Raw genomic sequence first — 18,712 nt, 5'->3', positions numbered from 1 at the left:
ATAACATATTAAGTGGTTTAGGGTATAAATAATAAGGCAAGTAGGCCAGTTTTATATTGAGGAAAGCATAAAGATGAAATGGGATGACATCGGTGATCAGCCTTGTTCTGTTGCCCGTATGCTATCAGTGATTGGTGATCGATGGACGATGCTAATATTACGTAATGCTTTTATGGGAATTCGTCGTTTTGATGACTTTCAAAAATCATTAGGTGTCACTCGTCATGTCCTTTCTGATCGCTTAAAACGGTTGGTTGAATACGAAATTTTAGTGAAAGCGCCTTATTTTGACCGTCAGGAACGCTTTGAATATCGTCTCACGGATAAAGGCTTTGAGCTTTATCCAATTATTTTATCTATGGCGAACTGGGCAGATAAATGGATGGACCAAGGTTTAGGTAAACCTTTGGAATATCGTCACAAAGCATGTGGACATAAATTTGAACCTGTTATGGTGTGTTCAGTATGTCGTGAACCATTACATGCAAAACAAGTTCAGGTTTCTGCTGGGCCGGGCTATTTTGCTTATATGGAACAAAAGCAAAAACAGGCTTAAACTTGTTTCTCTAATGACTCTTGTAGAAGCGCTTCTGCAAGAGTCTTATAAATATAATCATGATTTGATTGTGTAATATTAAAACGGATAAATTGACCTGCCGATTGTGCTTGGCTAAAGGCATTACCCGGGGCGAGAATCACTTGCCGATTCAGGCAAAACTGAGCAATCTTCGCTGCATCTACACCTTCCGGTAGACGACACCACACAAAAATTCCAGCCTTGGGCTCAATCCACGGTTCTATCCCAATCGATTTAAGCTTCGCGATTGTTTCTTGCATGGCTTGAGCTAAACGAACTTTTAATAAATCTAGATGCTTACGATATGAACCATCGGTTAAAGCTGTGTGTAAAATCTTGGCTGAGAGTCCATTGTGAGAAAAACTGGTGGCTATTTTTAAATCGGTAATTTGATCAATCCATTCTGGTTTCGCAATAATATAGCCGCAGCGAATAGAAGCAGAGAGCGTTTTAGAGAAACTTCCAATAAAAATCACGCGTGAAAGGTTGTCTAGGGCTGCAAGTCGTGGAGCGGGAGTATATTCAAAATCTGAGAAGATATCGTCTTCAATCACAATCAAATTAGACTGCTCAATGAGTTTTAATAATTGATGAGCGATCGAAAGTGAGAGTGTTGCACCAGTTGGGTTGTGTATTCCAGAGTTTGTAATATAAAGCCGCGGATTATAGGTCTCAATTGCTTCTTTAAATGCCTCTAGGTCTGGTCCGTTTGGTGTATAGGGAATGCCAATGACTTTAACTTGATGGACTTTAAGTAGAGCATGAAAATTAAAGTAGCAGGGGTCATCAATCAGAACTACATCATCTGGCTTAAGTAAGAAACGACAAACCAGATCAATTGCTTGAGTACCAGAATCGGTTAAAAGAACTTGGTTCAAGTTTGCTTCTATACCTTTACTTTGTGCTCGTCTAGCGAGTAAATCTCTTAATGCTGGCAGTCCTAAAGGTGACGAATAGCCCATTAAGTTATCATCTTCGTTACGTGTAGCAGATCTTAAAGCTTTGCGAATACTCTCAAGTGGCATCCAGTCATTTGGTAACCAGCCACAACCGGGTTTAAACGCATCAGGTTTTGCTTCTAAGGACTGACGTGAAATCCATAATGGATCGATAGAGCGATCTAATTTAGGGCCTAATTCACTCAAAGCTAAAGGGGCAAGCGGTCCCACAACATAAAAACCGGAGCCACTACGAGATTCAAGTTTACCTACGGCAATTAATCGCTCATAAGCTTCGACAATAGTAGAAACTGAAAAACCTAAATCTTTTGCTAGCTTGCGTACAGAAGGTAAACGGGAGCCTGGTGTTAAAGAACGATTTTTAATTTGTTGTTCAATCTGTGAAATAACAAACTCGATTTTTGTTTTTGACTGGTTCACGTTAATTATCTCTAATTGTACTGCTTATTTATACATAACAGTTTTTTAAAATTGTACTGCTTTGTATCTGGTATCAACACCATATCACAGCTTAAATTCTTCGTATAGTTGCGGAGAATAATATGCAAAAGTTTATGAATGGTTGGGTGAACGGTTTTATAGGGGTTGCAATTTTTGCAGGTTCACTGCCTGCTACCCGTGTTGCGGTCACCGGTTTTGATCCTGGTTTTCTGACGGCGGCAAGAGCAGTTATTGCGGGCGTTTTAGGTTTAACTCTTATCTTTTTGCTTAAAGAAAAAAGACCAGCTAAGCAAGATTGGTGGCCACTCGCAATAGTTGCTTTAGGTGTTGTGGTGGGTTTTCCATTATTTACGGCGCTTGCTTTGCAATATATGAATGCAGCACATTCAATTGTCTTTGTGAGTCTTTTGCCGCTCGCTACTGCTATATTCGCTGTTGTAAGAGGTGGAGAAAAGCCAAATCTATTTTTTTGGATATTTGCAATTTTAGGCAGTTTGGTTGTCTTTACCTACATGTTCTTTTTGTCGGGTGAAGCATCTTTTGGCATCGGCGATTTATACATGCTTATTGCAATTATTCTATGTGGGTTTGGCTATGCAGAAGGCGGAGTACTTTCGAAAAAAATAGGTGGTTGGCAGGTGATTTGTTGGGCGCTTATTTTAGCTTTACCGATTATGCTGTTTGCTACCGTTTTTTATATGCCTGTTTCTTTCCAAGATGTATCTACATCAGCGATAGCAGGGCTGGTTTATGTATCTTTATTTAGTATGCTTATCGGGTTCTTTTTCTGGTACAAAGGTCTTGCTCAAGGCGGTATTGCTGCAATTAGCCAGCTACAACTTTTACAACCTTTGATGGGACTCGCGATTGCCGCACTGTTATTACATGAACATGTAAGTTGGTCGATGTTAATGGTAACGGCAGTAACAATTTTGTGTGTCGCTGCCGCTAAAAAGTTTGCATAAAAATTTATAAACAATTTGCTGGTTTAGGAATGCCTGCCAAACGACTGAGATGGCGCGCAACTAAACCAGTATTAAATTTTTGCTGTAAAACAGCATTATTAATATCAGGACTGACGGTTTTCATTAAAAACTTAATCAGAGGGCGTGTTGCAGGAGAGTGCCCAAATTGTTGATAAAATTGGCGAACCGCAGCTAAAACTTCAAAATGCCAATCTGTTAATTCAAGATCGAGAGATTTGGCGAGTTCCTGTGCGACTTCGGGATTCCAAATCGTATAGTCGACTAAATGACCATCTTGATCTAATTCTAAATTCATAAAAATGAGCCTAACAATATTACTTCAAAGAAATGCATCGATTAAATTGTAAAACCAGATCTGCAAACTGGTCATAGTTTAATACCTTAACGTGAGCCAAGGTTTCTGCATCAATTAAATCTTTTTCATGAGCTAAACAAGAAACTGAGCCAAACTGCTGACAAATGTCTACGGAAAGCTGTGCGGTTGAATCGCCCATAAAAACAATCTGATCGTCTTGATGAAAAAGCTTTTCAAGTTCTTCAATAATACGAGGGGTATGGTGATAAGAAGCTTGCACCAGATAAAGTGTTGATTGCGTCATTAAATTTACACCTTTATCTACCAATATAAGACATGATCGAAAGATTGGATGAGTCCAGTATCTAACTGAACAAACTCTAGCTCCTGCTCACTGTTTTGAACAAAAGGATGCTGTTTATTTTTGGTCTCAACAAGAATTGGACTTAAGTCATAAAACTCAAAGCTATCCACCATGTTTGAAGCAATTTTAAAAGCATGCTGCAACTGGTCAAAGTTATGTTCATTTTGTAAGAGGCTAAGAGCTGCATCTTTCAATAATACTTTGACTGGTGAGCCAAAGGTTGCTAAAACCATAGTAGCGGCGAGGCTTTCATTGACTTGTAGGCTGGTTAGATTGGCTTGGGTCAAAATAACGAGTACAGTTTTCACACAATATACCTTTTAAAAGCAACAATCTAAGTTAACAAAGTAACTTAGAATTGAAGAAGACGAGAGGCTGACTGTACTGCATCAGCAAGTTCACCTAGTCCAACCAACTCAAAGTTGCTCGCTAGGTTGTGATGACTAAGTTGATGGCGACTCGCATTTTCTGCATCGGTAATCCCGCGTGCAAGAGCAGCGCTGACACAGACAGGAAGTCGGATCGCGAGCTTTTGCCATTCATGCGTTAAATTACGCTGGTCGTCAGGAACCCACTGAAAGTCATTCGCAACTTGAACGCCATCTTGGTAAAAGAATACACGAAAGTCTTCATTTTTACTTTTGAGTGCCTGGGCAAGGCCCAGTGCATGCCAAGCATGGATTGAAGTAGGAGCAGAGGTTATTAGTAGTAATGTACTCATTGAGAATTCACTATGGTCATACGTCTAAATGGGCGTAGATACATTAAGAGAAAGGTAAGTATACAATGATTTTAGTGACAGGTGGTTTAGGCTTTATCGGTTCACACATTGCATTGAGTCTGTTGGCTCAAGGCCAAGAAGTGGTTATTGTCGATAATTTGGCTAACTCGACCTTGCAAACGCTTGAGCGGTTAGAATACATCTCTGGTATGTACGTTCCGTTTGTTAAACTTGATGTACGTAATACACCTGCATTGAACAAAGTATTTGAACAGTACTCAATCGATGCAGTCATTCACACAGCTGGTTTTAAATCTATTGAAGAGTCTAATTTAAAACCGCTCGAATATTACAACGATAATGTCAGTTGCATTATGAGCCTATTGCGTGCGATGCAACGTACAGGTGTTCGTCATTTCATTCATTTATCTAGCTTGGCCGTCTATGGAAAATCTGGTTTGCAGTTAAGCGAAACAGAAGATTTCAACTACGGTTATCCTAATCCATATATCAAATCTCAACAGATGATTGAAGAAATCATTAGAGATACTCATAAAATTGATCATGAATGGAAAATTGCGATCTTACGCCTATCAAATATTGTAGGTGCTTTTGAGCATGGTGTATTAGGTGAGTATGTTGCGCAGCTCCCTAAAAATATTGTACCGCTTGCACTGCAAGTGGCAGCGATGCAACGTGATTTAATTGAGTTACAGGATCAGTCTTCTACCGAAGACCATACCGTAGAACGTAGCTTTCTACATGTGTTAGATGTATGTGACGCGGTAAGTGCAACTCTACATTGGTTACGTGATCAAACCCATTGCTGTGAAGCATTTAATATTGCACATGACCAAGTACATTCAATTCATCAGTTATTGGATGAAATTTCACAAGTGACCCAAGCTGAAATTCCGACACAATCGGCAATTTATAAGCATGAAGAGTTGGCTCAACTTGGTGCAAATATAGGAAAAGCAAAAACTTTATTACAGTGGGATCCAAAACGAACTTTAAAGCAAATGATTGAAGATGAGTGGAGATTCTATCAAAATACATTAAATGGAAGATAAGATAATGATTCTTATTTACAATAATGGAATGCTTGAGTACGATACTAAAATTAACTAGCCAAAGCAAAAATTGCTTCAGCCCGTGAGTTCTTTAACCAGATAACCGAGGTTTCTATGCAAACACGAATTGAACATGACACTATGGGTGAAATTGAAGTTCCAAATGAAGCACTGTGGGGAGCACAAACCCAACGTAGCTTACAGAACTTCAAAATCGGGCAGGAGCGTTTACCCCGTGCCATGATTCGAGCGATGGGATTGGTAAAAAAAGCAGCAGCAATGACCAATGCCGAGTTAGGACAGTTACCACAAGATTTAAGTCAATACATTGTGGGAGCTGCCGAAGAAGTGATTGCAGGAAAATGGGATTCACAGTTCCCACTCGTAGTTTGGCAAACAGGTTCTGGTACGCAAAGCAACATGAACTGTAATGAAGTGATTGCCAATATTGCCAACCAAAAATTAGGCGAAGCACTGGGTGCACAAAAACCAGTACATCCAAATGATCATGTCAATCGTGCACAGTCTACCAATGACTCATTTCCAACGGCTATTCACGTTGCGGCAAGTTTGCAAATCAATGAATTACTGATTCCAGCTGTAGAACAGCTTAAAGCGACTTTGCAGAAGAAGTCCGATGAATTTCAAGATATTGTTAAAATTGGCCGTACTCATTTGCAGGATGCCACGCCATTAACCTTAGGCCAAGAATTTAGCGGTTATGTTTCTCAGCTTGAGCATGGTTTAGTACGCTTACAACAAGCCTTAACTGGTTTGTATGAGTTGCCATTGGGTGGTACAGCAGTAGGAACTGGGTTAAATGCTCATCCTGACTATGCTGTTAAGGCCGCAGCTCAGCTTGCAGCTTTAACGGGTCTGCCATTTGTTACCGCTCCTAATAAATTTGAAGCACTTGCAGGGCGTGATGCCGCTGTTTTTGCATCAGGCGCATTAAAAACTTTAGCAGTAAGCTTAAATAAGATTGCCAATGATATTCGTTGGTTGGCAAGTGGCCCACGCTGTGGTTTTGGTGAAATTCGCATTCCTGAAAATGAACCAGGCTCAAGCATTATGCCGGGTAAAGTGAACCCAACTCAAAGTGAAGCAATGACCATGGTGGTTGCACAAGTGCTTGGCAACGATACCACTATTAATGTCGCTGGTGCTTCTGGTAACTTCGAGTTAAACGTATTTATGCCAGTGATTGCTTATAATTTATTGCAATCAATTCAGCTTCTTGGCGATGCATGTAATAGTTTTAATGATCACTGTGCGGTTGGAATTGAACCTAATCGCGATAAAATTGATCACTTCCTGCATAACTCTCTCATGTTAGTTACTGCATTAAATCCAGTTATTGGTTATGAAAACTCTGCAAAAGTAGCGAAAACTGCTTATAAAGAGAATAAGACTTTAAAACAAGTGGCTGTTGAGCTTGGTTTAGTAACAGCAGAACAATTTGATGAAGTCGTTAAACCTGAAAAAATGGTTTCGCCAAATAGTAAATAAGCGGTCTATATAGCCATCAGCAGTATCATTTTGTACTGAATGTACAGTACTACTGATGGCTATTATGTTTACACATTAAATCTAGAGCTTTTCATATGTGCTCTAACGTATAGGTTGAAAATAAAAACTACACTAGTAGATCTTCTATATATTCCCAACCATTTGCTTTCATTTCTTCAAATTTTCTTTTTAGTTCTTCTTTTGTGTATTCATGAGCGTCTTTTGCTAAAAGAACATGATATGAATTAGAGGCTGGATCTATAGTGACCTCTGTAATTTCTATAGGTGCGATTACACCATTTTCGGTCAAACCAAGATCGGTAAAGCACATTCCTTTTAGTGGAATAATGCTGCATTCATATTCTTTCGAAATAAAGTAATGATTTGAATAAGTTGAATAGGTACGTGAAGCGCGGATCTTCATTGATCTCTCCTTTATTTGTAGGAAGACATCAATAGTTTGGTGTCTTTTAACAGTTAAAACAGTTTAATTTTTATTGTTTATTTACTATGAATCTTTGTTTTTTATAATTTTTAACCTTCTATCTCAAAATTTCTTATAGAAGCCTTCCATTAAAAGAAGGCTTCAGAATATATAAAAGCTTATTTTAAAATTTTGTAAACTTTCTCTTTGTATTCATTATTGGAAATGACTCCTTTATCGTATTGCTGTTTTAATGATCTATATTGTTGAATACGAATATCTCTTTTGAGACCTATATCATCATGATTTCTAATATAGTAGAGACTTCGGTCATGATCACTCATATTCACAGTTGGATCTGGAGAGTGAGAGTATGTATTTTGTGGTTTCTCATCTTGGTATTGTTTGGCAATTTCAAAAAAATCTACTGCTTTCTTGTTCGAATCGGAACGAAAAGGATTGTGTTGTGATTCGTTAAACTTATGATTTGAATTGTTTATCTCAAGCATACTTCTATGGCGATTCGATTTTTGGTCATAAAACTCTTGTTCAGTTGGGAAGGTAATCGTTTCAGAAAATACAGAAGAAGAAAAAGTAGCAATACTTAAAAATAATAAAATTAACTGTGATCTATTCATTTCTTTGGGAGCCAGATGAAATTGAGTAAATCACTGTATTGTAACATTAAATCTTAATAAGAGGATGAGTTCCAGTATATTTAATACTCACTCACTTTTTGAGCTATTAATTCATATCTGCGCTCTTTACAAAGTTAATTGAATTTAATTGTTCTTATATAGCTTAATCAAACTAACTTAGAGTTGAATAAGCTGTCATAATTGTTAAAATGCCCACCTTATCCTGTTTTTGTATTGTTTTTAATTTGCATTTATTTTGCGATATAGAAATTAAACACATAATAAACAGTTGCTTAGCTAAGGATTTTTGAATGCTCTCGATTTATTTAACAGATACCGAACAACATGTGCAGTTTAATGATTACCCAAGTGATCAGCCTGTTAAATTTCTGTTAAATCTTAAAAAGATTTTTCCAAGTACTGGTGATTTACTGTTACCTGTTTTACCCGAAGATAATAATCTGGAAAACGTAACTTGGGAATCAACAACAAAAGACTTTGAAATTTTCAAAAAATTGTTGGCGGGTTGGGGTGTTATTGAGCTTCGTTTAAATGCAATCACTACATATAAAGATAAAAATTTTGCAAATGAGCTCATTAAACAAGCTCAAGTGAAACGTAAAAAAGTAGCACAAAAAAATCATCAACTCTCTTTAGTTGCGTTGGATTATATTTTTATGCACGAAATTCATGCATTGATTGATGCTGAGTTGGTCACAATTGGTGAGAAGTTTTATTTACCAACCTTGCGAGAGCAATGGAAAGGTCTAGTTTCTGACCAAGTGCTTGAAGGAAAACTTTAATAAATTGCAAAAGGTGAATTTAAATAATTCACCTTTTTTTATAATTAAATCAAATACTTTTCTATTTAATTAGATTGTTGTACAAAAGTTTACAAGAAAAGAATGCGTTTTTTTAAAAGTGGCAGATACATTGCTTATATAAATACAAAATTATTGCGGGAGAGAGGTTCTTAGGAACCCGCCGAAGGAGCAACAAGCCCGGAAACTCTCAGGCAAAAGGGACTGTAATAATTAAAAAATCTGGAGAGAAGCTTAAGATTTATAAGATGAAGAATAAAAACTTATAAGTCATAAACTCACCGAAGGGGAAGATCGAAATACTAAAAGGTAGTATTTAGGTCGAAACTCTCAGGTACAAATGACAGATGGGCTGTACTGATGAAATGTTTTTGCATTTCAGAGGAGTCTGTTATGCCACATGTTATTGTGATTGGTGCAGGAATCACTGGGGTTACTTCAGCCTATGAATTATCTCAATTAGGTTACCAAGTCACAGTGATTGATCGCCATCTTTATCCAGCTATGGAAACATCATTTGCAAATGGAGGGCAATTATCTGCTTGTAATGCAGAAGTCTGGAACCAGAAAGCGACCGTTATAAAAGGTTTTAAATGGATGAGGCAAAAAGATGCTCCTCTATTACTTAACCCTTCTTTTAGTTTGCACAAATATAGCTGGTTAGTTGAGTTTCTATCTCATATTAAAAACTATGAGGCCAATACTATAGAAACTGTTCGCTTAGCATTGCTCGCGCGTAAGCGCTTGTTTGATGTCGCTGAAAAAGAGCAGCTTCAATTTGATTTGGAGAAACGCGGTATTCTTCATATGTACCACAGCAAGGCTGATTATGACATTGCTAAACGAGTGAATGACGTCTTAAATAAAGGTACTTTGGAGCGTTATTCAGTTTCACCTGAAGAAATGAAGTCAATCGAGCCATCTTTAACTGGTGATTACTTTGGTGGTTATTACACCCCAAGTGATGCAACTGGAGACATTCATAAGTATTCGACTTCTTTAGCTGAGAAGACTAAACAATATGGGGTTCAGTATAAGTTTGGTTTAGAAGTTACTGATATTAAGTGTCATACAGATAAAGTAGTGCTGAATTGTCAGCCAAGTGCTGAACATCCTCATCTTTCTCAATCGGATAGTTTTCAATTAGAAGGTGATGTTCTGGTTGTTTGTGGTGGTGTCGGAAGTTATCAGTTGGCTGATATGGTCGGTGAACGTGTAAATGTTTATCCAGTTAAAGGCTATTCAATTACTGTCCAATTGAAAGACGAGAAAAGTATTAAAAATGCACCATGGGTGAGTTTACTTGATGAAAGCGCCAAAATTGTAACGTCTCGTTTGGGCCAAGATCGTTTACGCATCGCAGGTACAGCTGAGTTTAACGGCTATAATCGAGACATTCGAGCAGACCGTATTCAACCTCTAGTGAATTGGGTGAACCGTAATTTTGACATTTCAACTGAGCATGTTGTGCCTTGGGCAGGTTTAAGACCAATGATGCCTAATATGTTACCAGTCGTAAAACAGTCTAAGCAGCCACGAGTTTTTTATAATACTGGACATGGCCATTTAGGCTGGACTTTATCAGCAGCGACAGCTGTTTTGGTGAGTCAAGATATTCTGCAAAAATATCCAGCTTAAAAAAGAAAAGCCAGTGTAGATGCACTGGCTTTTTCGTTTTATATCAATTAATCATATAGTCGATAAACACCCGTAAATCGTTCGCAGCCTTTTTGTTGAGTTTTTACAATAAGTAACGCCTTTTGAAAATCAAACTTGTATTTACAGTGATGCTCATTATCTAAAATTTCACTTTTCTGCTCAGGAGAGCTGTAAGCCATTAATGAAATAGTTTGAGCATCTTTTCGGTTATTGGGATTACGGTATGCTAAGCCTTCAATTTTGATTTTATCTTTAGCAAGTTGATGTATTTGTAAATGAACAGGTTGGGCTGCAATATGTCCATTTTCAAATTTAAGATAATGCTGCGTTAGGGTCTGCTTAAGTGATGCATAAAAATTTAAATCATCCCCACGTACATCAAACTGCTGTTGAAAACATGAATTGGTTTTACATTGTTGTGTATGTCTAAACCACAAAGTCTGTGTATCTTGTAAAAGTTTTAATGGTGCATCTGTGACTAGGTATGCAGACAGATATTTATTGTTAAGTTGCTTACGTGCTTCACTAAAGGTTTTTGAACAGATTTTGAGCTCTGTTTTGGATTTAGAGCAGTCGATAGATTCCGCAAAAACAAGCGATGAGCATAAACAACTCAATGTCACGACAAAACTTAATCTTTTCAATTGATTCATATCAGTATTCGACGGCATGATCGCTTATACTTTCAGTCTACTTTGCTAAGTGTACTATAGCGAAACACAACAGCTGAATACAAGATTTCTTAAGTTTTTATAGAAGGGAGGAGTTGATATGGTTGCTCAAATTCGTATTGGACAAGGAATGGATGTGCATGCTTTTGAAGAGGGTAACTTCGTAACTTTAGCTGGCGTTCAGATTCCACATACGCATGGCTTGAAAGCACATTCGGATGGCGATGTCGTGTTACATGCGCTATGTGATGCTTTACTCGGGGCATTGGCACTTGGCGATATTGGTCAGCATTTTCCAGATACCGATCCAGAGTTTAAAGGAGCGGATAGCCGTGTACTGTTAAAACACGTTTATCAGTTAATCTTAGATCGTGGTTATCATTTGAATAATGCCGATATTACAGTAGCTTGTGAACGTCCTAAACTAGCGAAACATAATTTAGAGATGCGACAAAGCATTGCGGATGTTTTGAATGTAGATTTAAATCAAATTAGTATCAAAGCGACCACTACCGAAAAGCTCGGATTTACAGGCCGCCAAGAAGGAATTTTAGCAACAGCGACGGTATTAATATCTCATTAAACTAAATCATCAGTTTGTTGCAAAGACTGTTGAAGTTCTAAGGTAGCCTTACGGCCTTGTAGCTGTAAGGTAATACTATGGATCAGTCCAGTCCAAGTTTCATTGGGTTCCCATATCTCGTGCAGTAAATCTTGAGAAGTTGGCATGTCCATATTCATATAAAATTGTCTGTATACGTACATGAGACAACTTACGCGTTTATTTTTGGCACAATGTACCCAAACAATTTCATTTTGAACTAAATGATCAATTAAATCTAAAACCAATAAGCATTGGTCAGAAGAGGGTGTTTCCCAGTCAATTGGAATATGAATGTAATTTAAACCATGCTCAAGACAAACCTGATCTTCATTTTCAATACAATTCGGTGAGTTTGTCAAAGCTAAATTGATAACGGTACTACAGCCATACTCTCTAATCAGTTTGAGCTGTTCAACGGAAGGTTGTGCTGAACTAAATAAATGTTCATGAATAATTGAAAATGCAGGGATCTGAGATAGTGATTCTTCAAGGGTTGTCATAATCGCACTCTACAAGAGTAGGCTTGGCTTATTGTGTAGAATGTTATACACGATTCTAGAGTGTAGTTGAAATATAGACTGTTTATATATTCAGCAACATCGTGAAAAATTTTAAAAAAATAAACAAGAAAAATAAGAGTTTTATAGAAATAAAAAAACAGCACCTTAAAGATGCTGTTTTTTTATCGAGATTAAGCTTTTTTTAAATTTTCATTCAATAAAAATTCCATTAAAGCTTTTTGTGCATGTAGACGGTTTTCAGCTTCATCCCATACAACTGAGTTTTTATGATCAAGCATGGTTTCTGAAATTTCTTCACCGCGATGTGCTGGCAAACAATGCATAAACAAACAATCAGGATGCGCAAGACTCATGAGTTTCTCATTGACTTGAAAAGCTGCAAATGCATTCTTACGTAATTTCTGTTCTTCTTCTTGCCCCATGCTTGCCCATACATCTGTAACGATAAGGTCAGCATTTACAGCCGCATCTTCAGCATTATCAAAAAGCTCAACACAATGTCCAAACTCTGCTAAAAATTCAGGTTTAGGCTCAAAACCCTTTGGCGAAGCAATTTTTAATTTAAAACCCATTAAATGTGCAGCTTCAATATATGAGTTACACATATTATTGCCATCACCAATCCAGGCCACAGTTTTACCTTCAATGCTGCCACGATGTTCAATATAAGTTTGTAAATCTGCGAGTAGCTGACAAGGGTGGTGGTCATCGGTCAGACCGTTAATGACAGGAACTTTTGAGTAAGATGCAAAACGTTCAACAATGTCATGACCAAAAGTACGAATCATCACAATATCAAGCATACTTGAAATGACGCGTGCTGAGTCTTCAATTGGTTCACCACGGCCTAGCTGTGTATCACGAGGCGATAAAAAGATAGCACTACCACCAAATTGATTAATACCGGCTTCAAAAGAAATACGAGTACGTGTACTCGATTTTTCAAAAATCATTCCCAATACTTTACCAACAAAAGGTTGATATACCTTATTGCTCTGTTGCATTTTTTTTAGTTCGCTTGCGCGCTGTAAGACGCGGTTGAGTTCTAATGTAGATAGATCACGTAAAGTCAGGAAATGTCTTAAAGCCATGTAGCTACTCCATAATAATTGTCTTTTAAATACAACAATTATCTGTTGTTGGCTGGGTGGATGTGGGAAAAAAGAAGTCTACTATACTATAAGCATTTCAAAATGCAAAAGAATTAGACTTTATGGTGGCCTTTTAAAAAAATATCTACACAATATTCAATATAATCAAAAGCTTCTTTCTCATTTGGTAGGGCAGGCATGCCCATAATCATACGCCATTCAATATCGCGTAAAATCCCAAAATACATGAGTGAAGAATGATAAGGAGAAGGACATGTAATTTCTCCTGATTTATCCGCAAATTCTAATGCTTGAGTAAGTGTGTTTTGTAGATTATGTACCCATTTGTCATATAGGTATTGTATGAGGACCGTATTACATTCGGTCTGTTCGATAATAAGTCTTAAAAAAGCAATATGTTCAGGTTGAATAATGTGAACATAAACACGATTAAGTGTTTGAACTAAGTACTCTCTTAAAGTGCTTTTCTCTGGCTGAAATGGAATACAAACATCTTTAAAGAACATTTCACGTTTATAGTCACAAATAGCGGTAAAAAGTCCTTCTTTATTACCAAAATATTTATAAATAGAGGCCTTGGAGCCGCCTGCATGGTTGACGATGTCATCTAAAGAAACAGCATCATATCCTTTTTCCAAAAACAGCTCGGTTGCGCTTAACAATAGTGCTAAACGACGTTCGATACCACGGCGTGTTTGAGGTTTATCACATATAGGATGATGTGACTCGAGGACTGGATCATGCATAAAATTTAATAACGACGATTAAGACTGCTTATCTAGTATAGCAAAACTATCTTTAACGATGGTCATCGCTATATTTTTAGGTCATCGGGTAAACAGTAAAGTAAATGTAAGAATGAAAAAATATATTAAAATATAAATGGTTATGTTTGATTTTTGAGATTTCTAATGATGTAACTGTATGTTCACATTTTAGTTTAACCATATCTTTTCGATATAAATCGAGATAAAGAAAAAGCGGCTAAAATAAATTAGCCGCTTTTTGATTATTGCTTTGCTGTTAGGCTTCTGACAAAGTCGCTTTGTGTTCGTCCTCATCATCGTCATCAGCAGAATCCATTCCTAGTTCTTTTAACTTTCGGGTTAGGGTGTTACGTCCCCAACCTAATAGCTCGGCTGCATGACGTTTGCGTCCACGAGTTTGCTGTAGTGCTGCGTTAATTAAAGTACGCTCAAACATCGGCGTAGCAATATCCAAAATCTTCATTTCACCATTCTTAAGCTTTTGAATCGCCCATTGGTTTAGCAATTCATCCCAATGATGTAGCGAAATACGCTCAAAAGATGGTGCTGGTTGGCTAGCATCACTATTTTTTTGGAGTGGAACTTGTTTGAGTTCAGAAGGTAAATCTTCTGGGTAAACCTCACGACCAGTGATCATGACGGTTAGCCAACGACAAGTATTTTCAAGCTGACGAACATTACCAGGCCATGGTAGTTGCTGCATATAGTCAGTTGTTTCGGTACGTAAAATCTTTGGACTTACGCCTAACTCTTTACCAGCACGAGCCAAGAAGTGTTGAGCCAACATCGGTATATCTTCACTGCGATGCGCAAGCTTAGGAATATGAATACGAATTACATTTAAGCGATGATATAAGTCTTCACGGAAGCGCCCTTCATTCACCAATTTTTCTAAATCTTGGTGTGTCGCAGCCACAATTCGGACATCAACTTTAACAGGGATATGCCCACCAACTCGGTAAAACTCGCCATCAGCAAGTACACGTAGTAAACGAGTCTGTGTTTCAAAAGGCATATCACCAATTTCATCAAGGAAGAGAGTTCCGCCATTTGCTTGTTCAAAACGACCTTGATGTTGAGTGTTAGCGCCGGTAAAAGCACCTTTTTCATGACCAAATAATTCCGTTTCGATTAAATCTTTAGGAATTGCTGCCATGTTTAATGCAATAAAAGGCTTAGCGCGGCGTGGTGAATGCTTATGTAACGCATGCGCAACGAGTTCTTTACCTGTTCCTGACTCACCATTAATTAAAACGGTAATGTGCGATTGCGATAAACGGCCAATTGCTCGGAAAACCTCTTGCATAGCAGGAGATTCACCAATAATTTCTGTCGATTGTAGCGGAGAAGCAGTTTTTGTAGCCTCTTGCTGCTGCAATTTATTAATATGCAAAATCGCACGATTGACTAATGCTAAAGCTTCATCAATATCAAACGGTTTTGGTAAATACTCAAATGCACCAGTTTGATAGCTAGATACAGCAGACTCTAAGTCCGAATGCGCTGTCATAATGATCACAGGCAAGTCGGGATGAGAGTTTTTGACTTTAGATAAGAAAGTTAATCCATCAATACCTGGCATACGGATGTCAGTTAAGATGACATCGGGCGCATCATGATGTAAACGTTCGAGTGCTGTTTGAGCTTCTTCAAAATTGGTGACGTCAAATCCTTCTTCTTTAAAGGTCTTTTCAAGTACCCATCGCATGGCGCGATCGTCATCAATAACCCATATTTTATTTCGCGACACGGTCTGACTCCCAAGGTAAATATAAGCTAAACATTGTTTTTCCAGGAACTGATTGGCATTCAATCATTCCGTTATGTTGATGCATGATGTTCTGTGCAATACTCAGGCCAAGCCCTGTACCTTTTGCTCGTCCTGTAACCAAAGGATAAAACACAGATTCTAAAATGCTTTCGGGAATACCCGGTCCATTGTCCTCAATATCGACTCTTACAGCAGAGCGGTTGAGCACACCATTAATGGTGACTAGACGTTGAATACGGGTACGTAAAATTAATTCAGGCTCTTGATCTGTAAAAAATGATTTATTCTCTGTAATCGCTTGAATTGCATTCACACTAATATTGAGCATGACTTGAATGAGTTGATCTCGATCGGCTTTTACATCTGGCAAAGACAAATCATAGTCGCGCGTAATTTTAATTTTTTTCTTGGTTTGATTTGCGATTAAAGAACGTACACGTTCTAAAGGTTCATGTACATTTACGTTCTCATAACTTGGCAGTTGTCTTGAACCCAACATGGTGTCAGCCAAATTGGTAAGACGGTCTACCTCGTTAATAATGACATCTGTAAATTCCGCATAGCTCTCGTCATTTAAGCTCCGAGCAAGTAGCTGGGTTGCACCGCGTATTCCAGCAAGAGGATTTTTAATTTCGTGAGCAACCCCTCGAACTAACTGTCGAGCCACTTGATGCTGTTGAATCAGGTTTTCTTCTTTAGAAATTTTCAACATGCGATCAATAGGATTTAGCTCAATAAGTAAGAGCGGGTGGTAGCTTTTACCTGCATTTAACTGTGAGACCGTATAATCAACATGTAAGTCTTTAAAGTTGACATTAATGACAGCTTCACGACGTGTATAAGGTTGTCCTGTTTTTAGAGTATTGAGCAAAGCTTCATGCGTATTAAAAGTATCATCAGGTGCATGAAGTAAATTTAAAACCGGTTGTCCAGAAGCGCGAAGCAAACTAATGTCAAAAAGTGCTTCACAAGCTGAATTCAAATAAAAAATATTAAAGTTACTATCGATTAATAAAATCGCAGTAGTTAAATTGTCTACCAAAAGGCGATAGTCGATAGGTGTGTGTTGATCCATTAGCGAATCGTTCCTGTCTTAAAATGGCGCAATGGCATCTTCATTGGTTCTCGGTTTTCACCGTTATAGAACATGAATGATGCAAAATATACGCCAACTTTGTTTATGGATTATTTTAAGGTTTTAAGCGTATTTAAAGCGCTCTAAAATCGTTCTTAATATCTTTTGGTCAAAAATAGCAGCCTGCTTGCTAATAATACCATGTTCCAACTTGGTGCAATATTGAGTTTTGGTGCAAATATTGGTTGTATTTTGGTGCATTACACAAAGAGTGGGGTTTCCACCTATGCTTGAGACGAGAAAAGACATACAATACGCGCATTCAAGTGGAGCGCAGATTCATGAAGACCCCCAAAGTCGGTTTTGTTTCTTTAGGTTGTCCTAAGGCATTGGTAGATTCTGAACGAATTTTAACTCAGTTAAAGACTGAAGGTTATCAAGTTGCATCAGATTATGATGGTGCTGATTTAGTTGTTGTTAATACCTGTGGTTTTATTGAATCTGCAGTACAAGAATCGTTAGATGCAATTGGCGAAGCCATGAGTGAAAATGGCCGAGTTATTGTTACAGGTTGTTTGGGTAAAGACGAAGATAAAATTCGTCAAATGCACCCTAATGTTTTAAAAGTTACTGGGGCAGCAGCTTACCAGGACGTTATGGAAGCTGTACATGAATATGTGCCAGCGCCGCCTAAACATAATCCGTTTATTGATCTTGTTCCTGAGCAAGGTATCCGTTTAACACCTAAACATTATGCTTATTTAAAAATATCTGAAGGCTGTAACCACCGTTGTACCTTCTGTATTATCCCGAGCATGCGTGGTGATTTAGTATCACGTCCAGTTGGTAGCGTATTAGAAGAAGCGGCTGCATTAAAACGCGCAGGTGTGAAAGAAATTTTGGTTATTTCACAAGATACTTCAGCTTATGGTGTAGATACTAAATATAAGCTGGACTTCTGGAATGGCCAACCTGTAAAAACTAAATTCTTTGATATGTGTGAAGCACTTGGTCAGCTTGGTATTTGGGTTCGTCTACATTATGTATATCCATACCCACATGTTGATGCAGTGATCGATTTAATGGCTCAAGGTAAAATCTTGCCATACCTCGATATTCCATTCCAGCATGCAAGCCCACGCGTTCTTAAATTAATGAAACGTCCGGCACATAGTGAAAATACTTTAGAAAAAATTAAATTATGGCGTGAAAAATGCCCTGATCTTGTAATCCGTTCTACTTTTGTGGTTGGTTTTCCAGGTGAAACTGAAGAAGACTTCCAGATTTTGCTAGATTGGTTAGTTGAAGCTCAACTTGATCGTGTAGGCTGCTTTACCTATTCACCAGTAGAAGGCGCTACGGCAAATGATTTACCAGATCATGTGCCAGAAGAAATTAAGCAAGAGCGTTACGAGCGCTTTATGCAAGTGCAGCAGCAAATATCTGCTGCCAAATTACAAAAACGTATTGGTCAAACGATGACTGTATTAGTCGATAGTTTGGAAGATGAATATCCTGTTGCTGTTGCACGTTCTTATGCCGATGCTCCGGAAATTGACGGTAATGTCTTTGTAGAAGATATCGATAAGAGCACGATTCAACCAGGCGATATGTTGGAAGTCGAAATTACCGATGCGGATGAATACGACTTATTTGCAAAGTTAATTAAAATTAAATCGGTCTAATCGAATCACGATTCAAAAAGCATTCAGTTTAAGAGGTCT

General features: G+C 37.9%; 22 protein-coding genes and 1 riboswitch. Of the genes, 8 read left to right on the top strand and 14 right to left on the bottom strand.

The window, feature by feature from the left end:
* Nucleotides 1-73 precede the first annotated feature (73 nt).
* Nucleotides 74-556: a helix-turn-helix domain-containing protein gene (locus ACG59Z_RS00230; RefSeq protein ID WP_000870671.1), complete on the top strand. Its 483-nt coding sequence runs from the start codon at nucleotides 74-76 to the stop codon at nucleotides 554-556.
* Here the strand turns inward: ACG59Z_RS00230 and ACG59Z_RS00225 are convergent.
* Nucleotides 553-1,956 (bottom strand): PLP-dependent aminotransferase family protein, encoded by a 1,404-nt coding sequence (locus ACG59Z_RS00225; RefSeq protein WP_400197307.1) that lies wholly within the window; start codon nucleotides 1,954-1,956, stop codon nucleotides 553-555. The two genes, ACG59Z_RS00230 and ACG59Z_RS00225, sit on opposite strands and share 4 nt — an antisense overlap.
* 122 nt (nucleotides 1,957-2,078) lie before the next feature.
* Here ACG59Z_RS00225 and ACG59Z_RS00220 point away from each other — a divergent pair, with 122 nt between their 5' ends.
* Nucleotides 2,079-2,942: a DMT family transporter gene (locus tag ACG59Z_RS00220; RefSeq protein ID WP_311070693.1), complete on the top strand. Its 864-nt coding sequence runs from the start codon at nucleotides 2,079-2,081 to the stop codon at nucleotides 2,940-2,942.
* Nucleotides 2,943-2,946: 4 nt separating this feature from the next.
* Here the strand turns inward: ACG59Z_RS00220 and ACG59Z_RS00215 are convergent, their stop codons facing one another.
* From ACG59Z_RS00215 to tusD, 4 genes are read right to left on the bottom strand one after another with little or no spacing between them, the layout of a single operon-like run.
* Complete coding sequence (locus tag ACG59Z_RS00215; RefSeq protein ID WP_001047539.1) at nucleotides 2,947-3,258, bottom strand: TusE/DsrC/DsvC family sulfur relay protein; 312 nt, start codon at nucleotides 3,256-3,258, stop codon at nucleotides 2,947-2,949.
* 19 nt (nucleotides 3,259-3,277) lie between these two features.
* The gene (locus ACG59Z_RS00210) at nucleotides 3,278-3,562 is read right to left on the bottom strand and encodes a DsrH like protein (RefSeq protein ID WP_174744930.1); all 285 of its coding nucleotides are present in this window, start codon (nucleotides 3,560-3,562) and stop codon (nucleotides 3,278-3,280) included.
* A 17-nt stretch (nucleotides 3,563-3,579) separates the two neighbouring features.
* Complete coding sequence (locus tag ACG59Z_RS00205; RefSeq protein WP_039252589.1) at nucleotides 3,580-3,930, bottom strand: hypothetical protein; 351 nt, start codon at nucleotides 3,928-3,930, stop codon at nucleotides 3,580-3,582.
* Nucleotides 3,931-3,974: 44 nt separating this feature from the next.
* The gene (gene tusD, locus ACG59Z_RS00200) at nucleotides 3,975-4,343 is read right to left on the bottom strand and encodes a sulfurtransferase complex subunit TusD (RefSeq protein WP_031982817.1); all 369 of its coding nucleotides are present in this window, start codon (nucleotides 4,341-4,343) and stop codon (nucleotides 3,975-3,977) included.
* 65 nt (nucleotides 4,344-4,408) lie between these two features.
* On the opposite strand from tusD, the gene galE reads away from it, so the two are divergent.
* Nucleotides 4,409-5,416 carry a UDP-glucose 4-epimerase GalE gene (gene galE / locus ACG59Z_RS00195; RefSeq protein ID WP_400197302.1) on the top strand — a complete coding sequence of 336 codons (1,008 nt, stop codon included), beginning with the start codon at nucleotides 4,409-4,411 and terminating at the stop codon, nucleotides 5,414-5,416.
* A gap of 114 nt (nucleotides 5,417-5,530) precedes the next feature.
* Nucleotides 5,531-6,925: a class II fumarate hydratase gene (fumC, locus tag ACG59Z_RS00190; protein ID WP_400197300.1), complete on the top strand. Its 1,395-nt coding sequence runs from the start codon at nucleotides 5,531-5,533 to the stop codon at nucleotides 6,923-6,925.
* Nucleotides 6,926-7,052: 127 nt separating this feature from the next.
* Here the strand turns inward: fumC and ACG59Z_RS00185 are convergent, their stop codons facing one another.
* On the bottom strand, nucleotides 7,053-7,349 hold the full coding sequence (locus ACG59Z_RS00185) for a hypothetical protein (protein WP_400197298.1): 297 nt from the start codon (nucleotides 7,347-7,349) through the stop codon (nucleotides 7,053-7,055).
* A 179-nt stretch (nucleotides 7,350-7,528) separates the two neighbouring features.
* Nucleotides 7,529-7,987, bottom strand: coding sequence for a hypothetical protein (locus ACG59Z_RS00180; RefSeq protein ID WP_400197296.1), 459 nt, complete (start codon nucleotides 7,985-7,987; stop codon nucleotides 7,529-7,531).
* Between the two features lie 311 nt (nucleotides 7,988-8,298).
* Here ACG59Z_RS00180 and ACG59Z_RS00175 point away from each other — a divergent pair, with 311 nt between their 5' ends.
* Together ACG59Z_RS00175 and ACG59Z_RS00170 are read left to right on the top strand one after the other, a co-directional pair.
* A complete protein-coding gene (locus ACG59Z_RS00175; protein ID WP_240061618.1) occupies nucleotides 8,299-8,790 on the top strand; it encodes a hypothetical protein in 492 nt (163 codons plus the stop codon).
* 146 nt (nucleotides 8,791-8,936) lie between these two features.
* Nucleotides 8,937-9,025, top strand: a riboswitch (glycine riboswitch).
* A 176-nt stretch (nucleotides 9,026-9,201) separates the two neighbouring features.
* Nucleotides 9,202-10,446 carry a D-amino acid dehydrogenase gene (locus ACG59Z_RS00170; RefSeq protein WP_311087453.1) on the top strand — a complete coding sequence of 415 codons (1,245 nt, stop codon included), beginning with the start codon at nucleotides 9,202-9,204 and terminating at the stop codon, nucleotides 10,444-10,446.
* Between the two features lie 47 nt (nucleotides 10,447-10,493).
* On the opposite strand, the gene ACG59Z_RS00165 is transcribed toward ACG59Z_RS00170, so the two are convergent.
* Complete coding sequence (locus ACG59Z_RS00165; RefSeq protein ID WP_348888124.1) at nucleotides 10,494-11,138, bottom strand: hypothetical protein; 645 nt, start codon at nucleotides 11,136-11,138, stop codon at nucleotides 10,494-10,496.
* A gap of 100 nt (nucleotides 11,139-11,238) precedes the next feature.
* Between ACG59Z_RS00165 and ispF the strand changes: the two genes are divergently transcribed.
* Nucleotides 11,239-11,721 (top strand): 2-C-methyl-D-erythritol 2,4-cyclodiphosphate synthase, encoded by a 483-nt coding sequence (ispF, locus tag ACG59Z_RS00160; protein WP_400197292.1) that lies wholly within the window; start codon nucleotides 11,239-11,241, stop codon nucleotides 11,719-11,721.
* Here ispF and ACG59Z_RS00155 read toward each other — a convergent pair.
* The 6 genes from ACG59Z_RS00155 to ACG59Z_RS00130 all read right to left on the bottom strand — a co-directional run bounded on the left by ACG59Z_RS00155 (nucleotide 11,718) and on the right by ACG59Z_RS00130 (nucleotide 17,297).
* Nucleotides 11,718-12,242, bottom strand: a complete 525-nt coding sequence (locus ACG59Z_RS00155; RefSeq protein WP_400197290.1) for a protein tyrosine phosphatase family protein — start codon at nucleotides 12,240-12,242, stop codon at nucleotides 11,718-11,720. The two genes, ispF and ACG59Z_RS00155, sit on opposite strands and share 4 nt — an antisense overlap.
* Nucleotides 12,243-12,433: 191 nt before the next feature.
* Nucleotides 12,434-13,354 (bottom strand): ornithine carbamoyltransferase, encoded by a 921-nt coding sequence (gene argF, locus ACG59Z_RS00150; protein ID WP_002049620.1) that lies wholly within the window; start codon nucleotides 13,352-13,354, stop codon nucleotides 12,434-12,436.
* Nucleotides 13,355-13,467: 113 nt separating this feature from the next.
* Entirely contained in the window at nucleotides 13,468-14,121 is a 654-nt protein-coding gene (locus ACG59Z_RS00145) for a TetR/AcrR family transcriptional regulator (RefSeq protein ID WP_174735374.1), read from the bottom strand.
* Between the two features lie 277 nt (nucleotides 14,122-14,398).
* A complete protein-coding gene (glnG, locus tag ACG59Z_RS00140; RefSeq protein WP_396478933.1) occupies nucleotides 14,399-15,892 on the bottom strand; it encodes a nitrogen regulation protein NR(I) in 1,494 nt (497 codons plus the stop codon).
* A complete protein-coding gene (gene glnL / locus ACG59Z_RS00135) occupies nucleotides 15,879-16,988 on the bottom strand; it encodes a nitrogen regulation protein NR(II) (protein ID WP_304400409.1) in 1,110 nt (369 codons plus the stop codon). Before glnL ends, glnG begins: the two co-directional genes overlap by 14 nt.
* Before the next feature lie 123 nt (nucleotides 16,989-17,111).
* Complete coding sequence (locus tag ACG59Z_RS00130) at nucleotides 17,112-17,297, bottom strand: hypothetical protein (protein WP_263613898.1); 186 nt, start codon at nucleotides 17,295-17,297, stop codon at nucleotides 17,112-17,114.
* A 32-nt stretch (nucleotides 17,298-17,329) separates the two neighbouring features.
* Between ACG59Z_RS00130 and rimO the strand changes: the two genes are divergently transcribed.
* The gene (gene rimO / locus ACG59Z_RS00125) at nucleotides 17,330-18,673 is read left to right on the top strand and encodes a 30S ribosomal protein S12 methylthiotransferase RimO (RefSeq protein ID WP_000856678.1); all 1,344 of its coding nucleotides are present in this window, start codon (nucleotides 17,330-17,332) and stop codon (nucleotides 18,671-18,673) included.
* Nucleotides 18,674-18,712 lie beyond the last annotated feature (39 nt).

Source organism: Acinetobacter sp. ABJ_C1_1, assembly GCF_044684115.1.
In the GTDB taxonomy this organism is placed as follows: domain Bacteria; phylum Pseudomonadota; class Gammaproteobacteria; order Pseudomonadales; family Moraxellaceae; genus Acinetobacter; species Acinetobacter nosocomialis_A.
The sequence above is the reverse complement of the archived record's forward strand: the minus strand, read 5'-3'. Positions and strand labels throughout refer to the sequence as shown.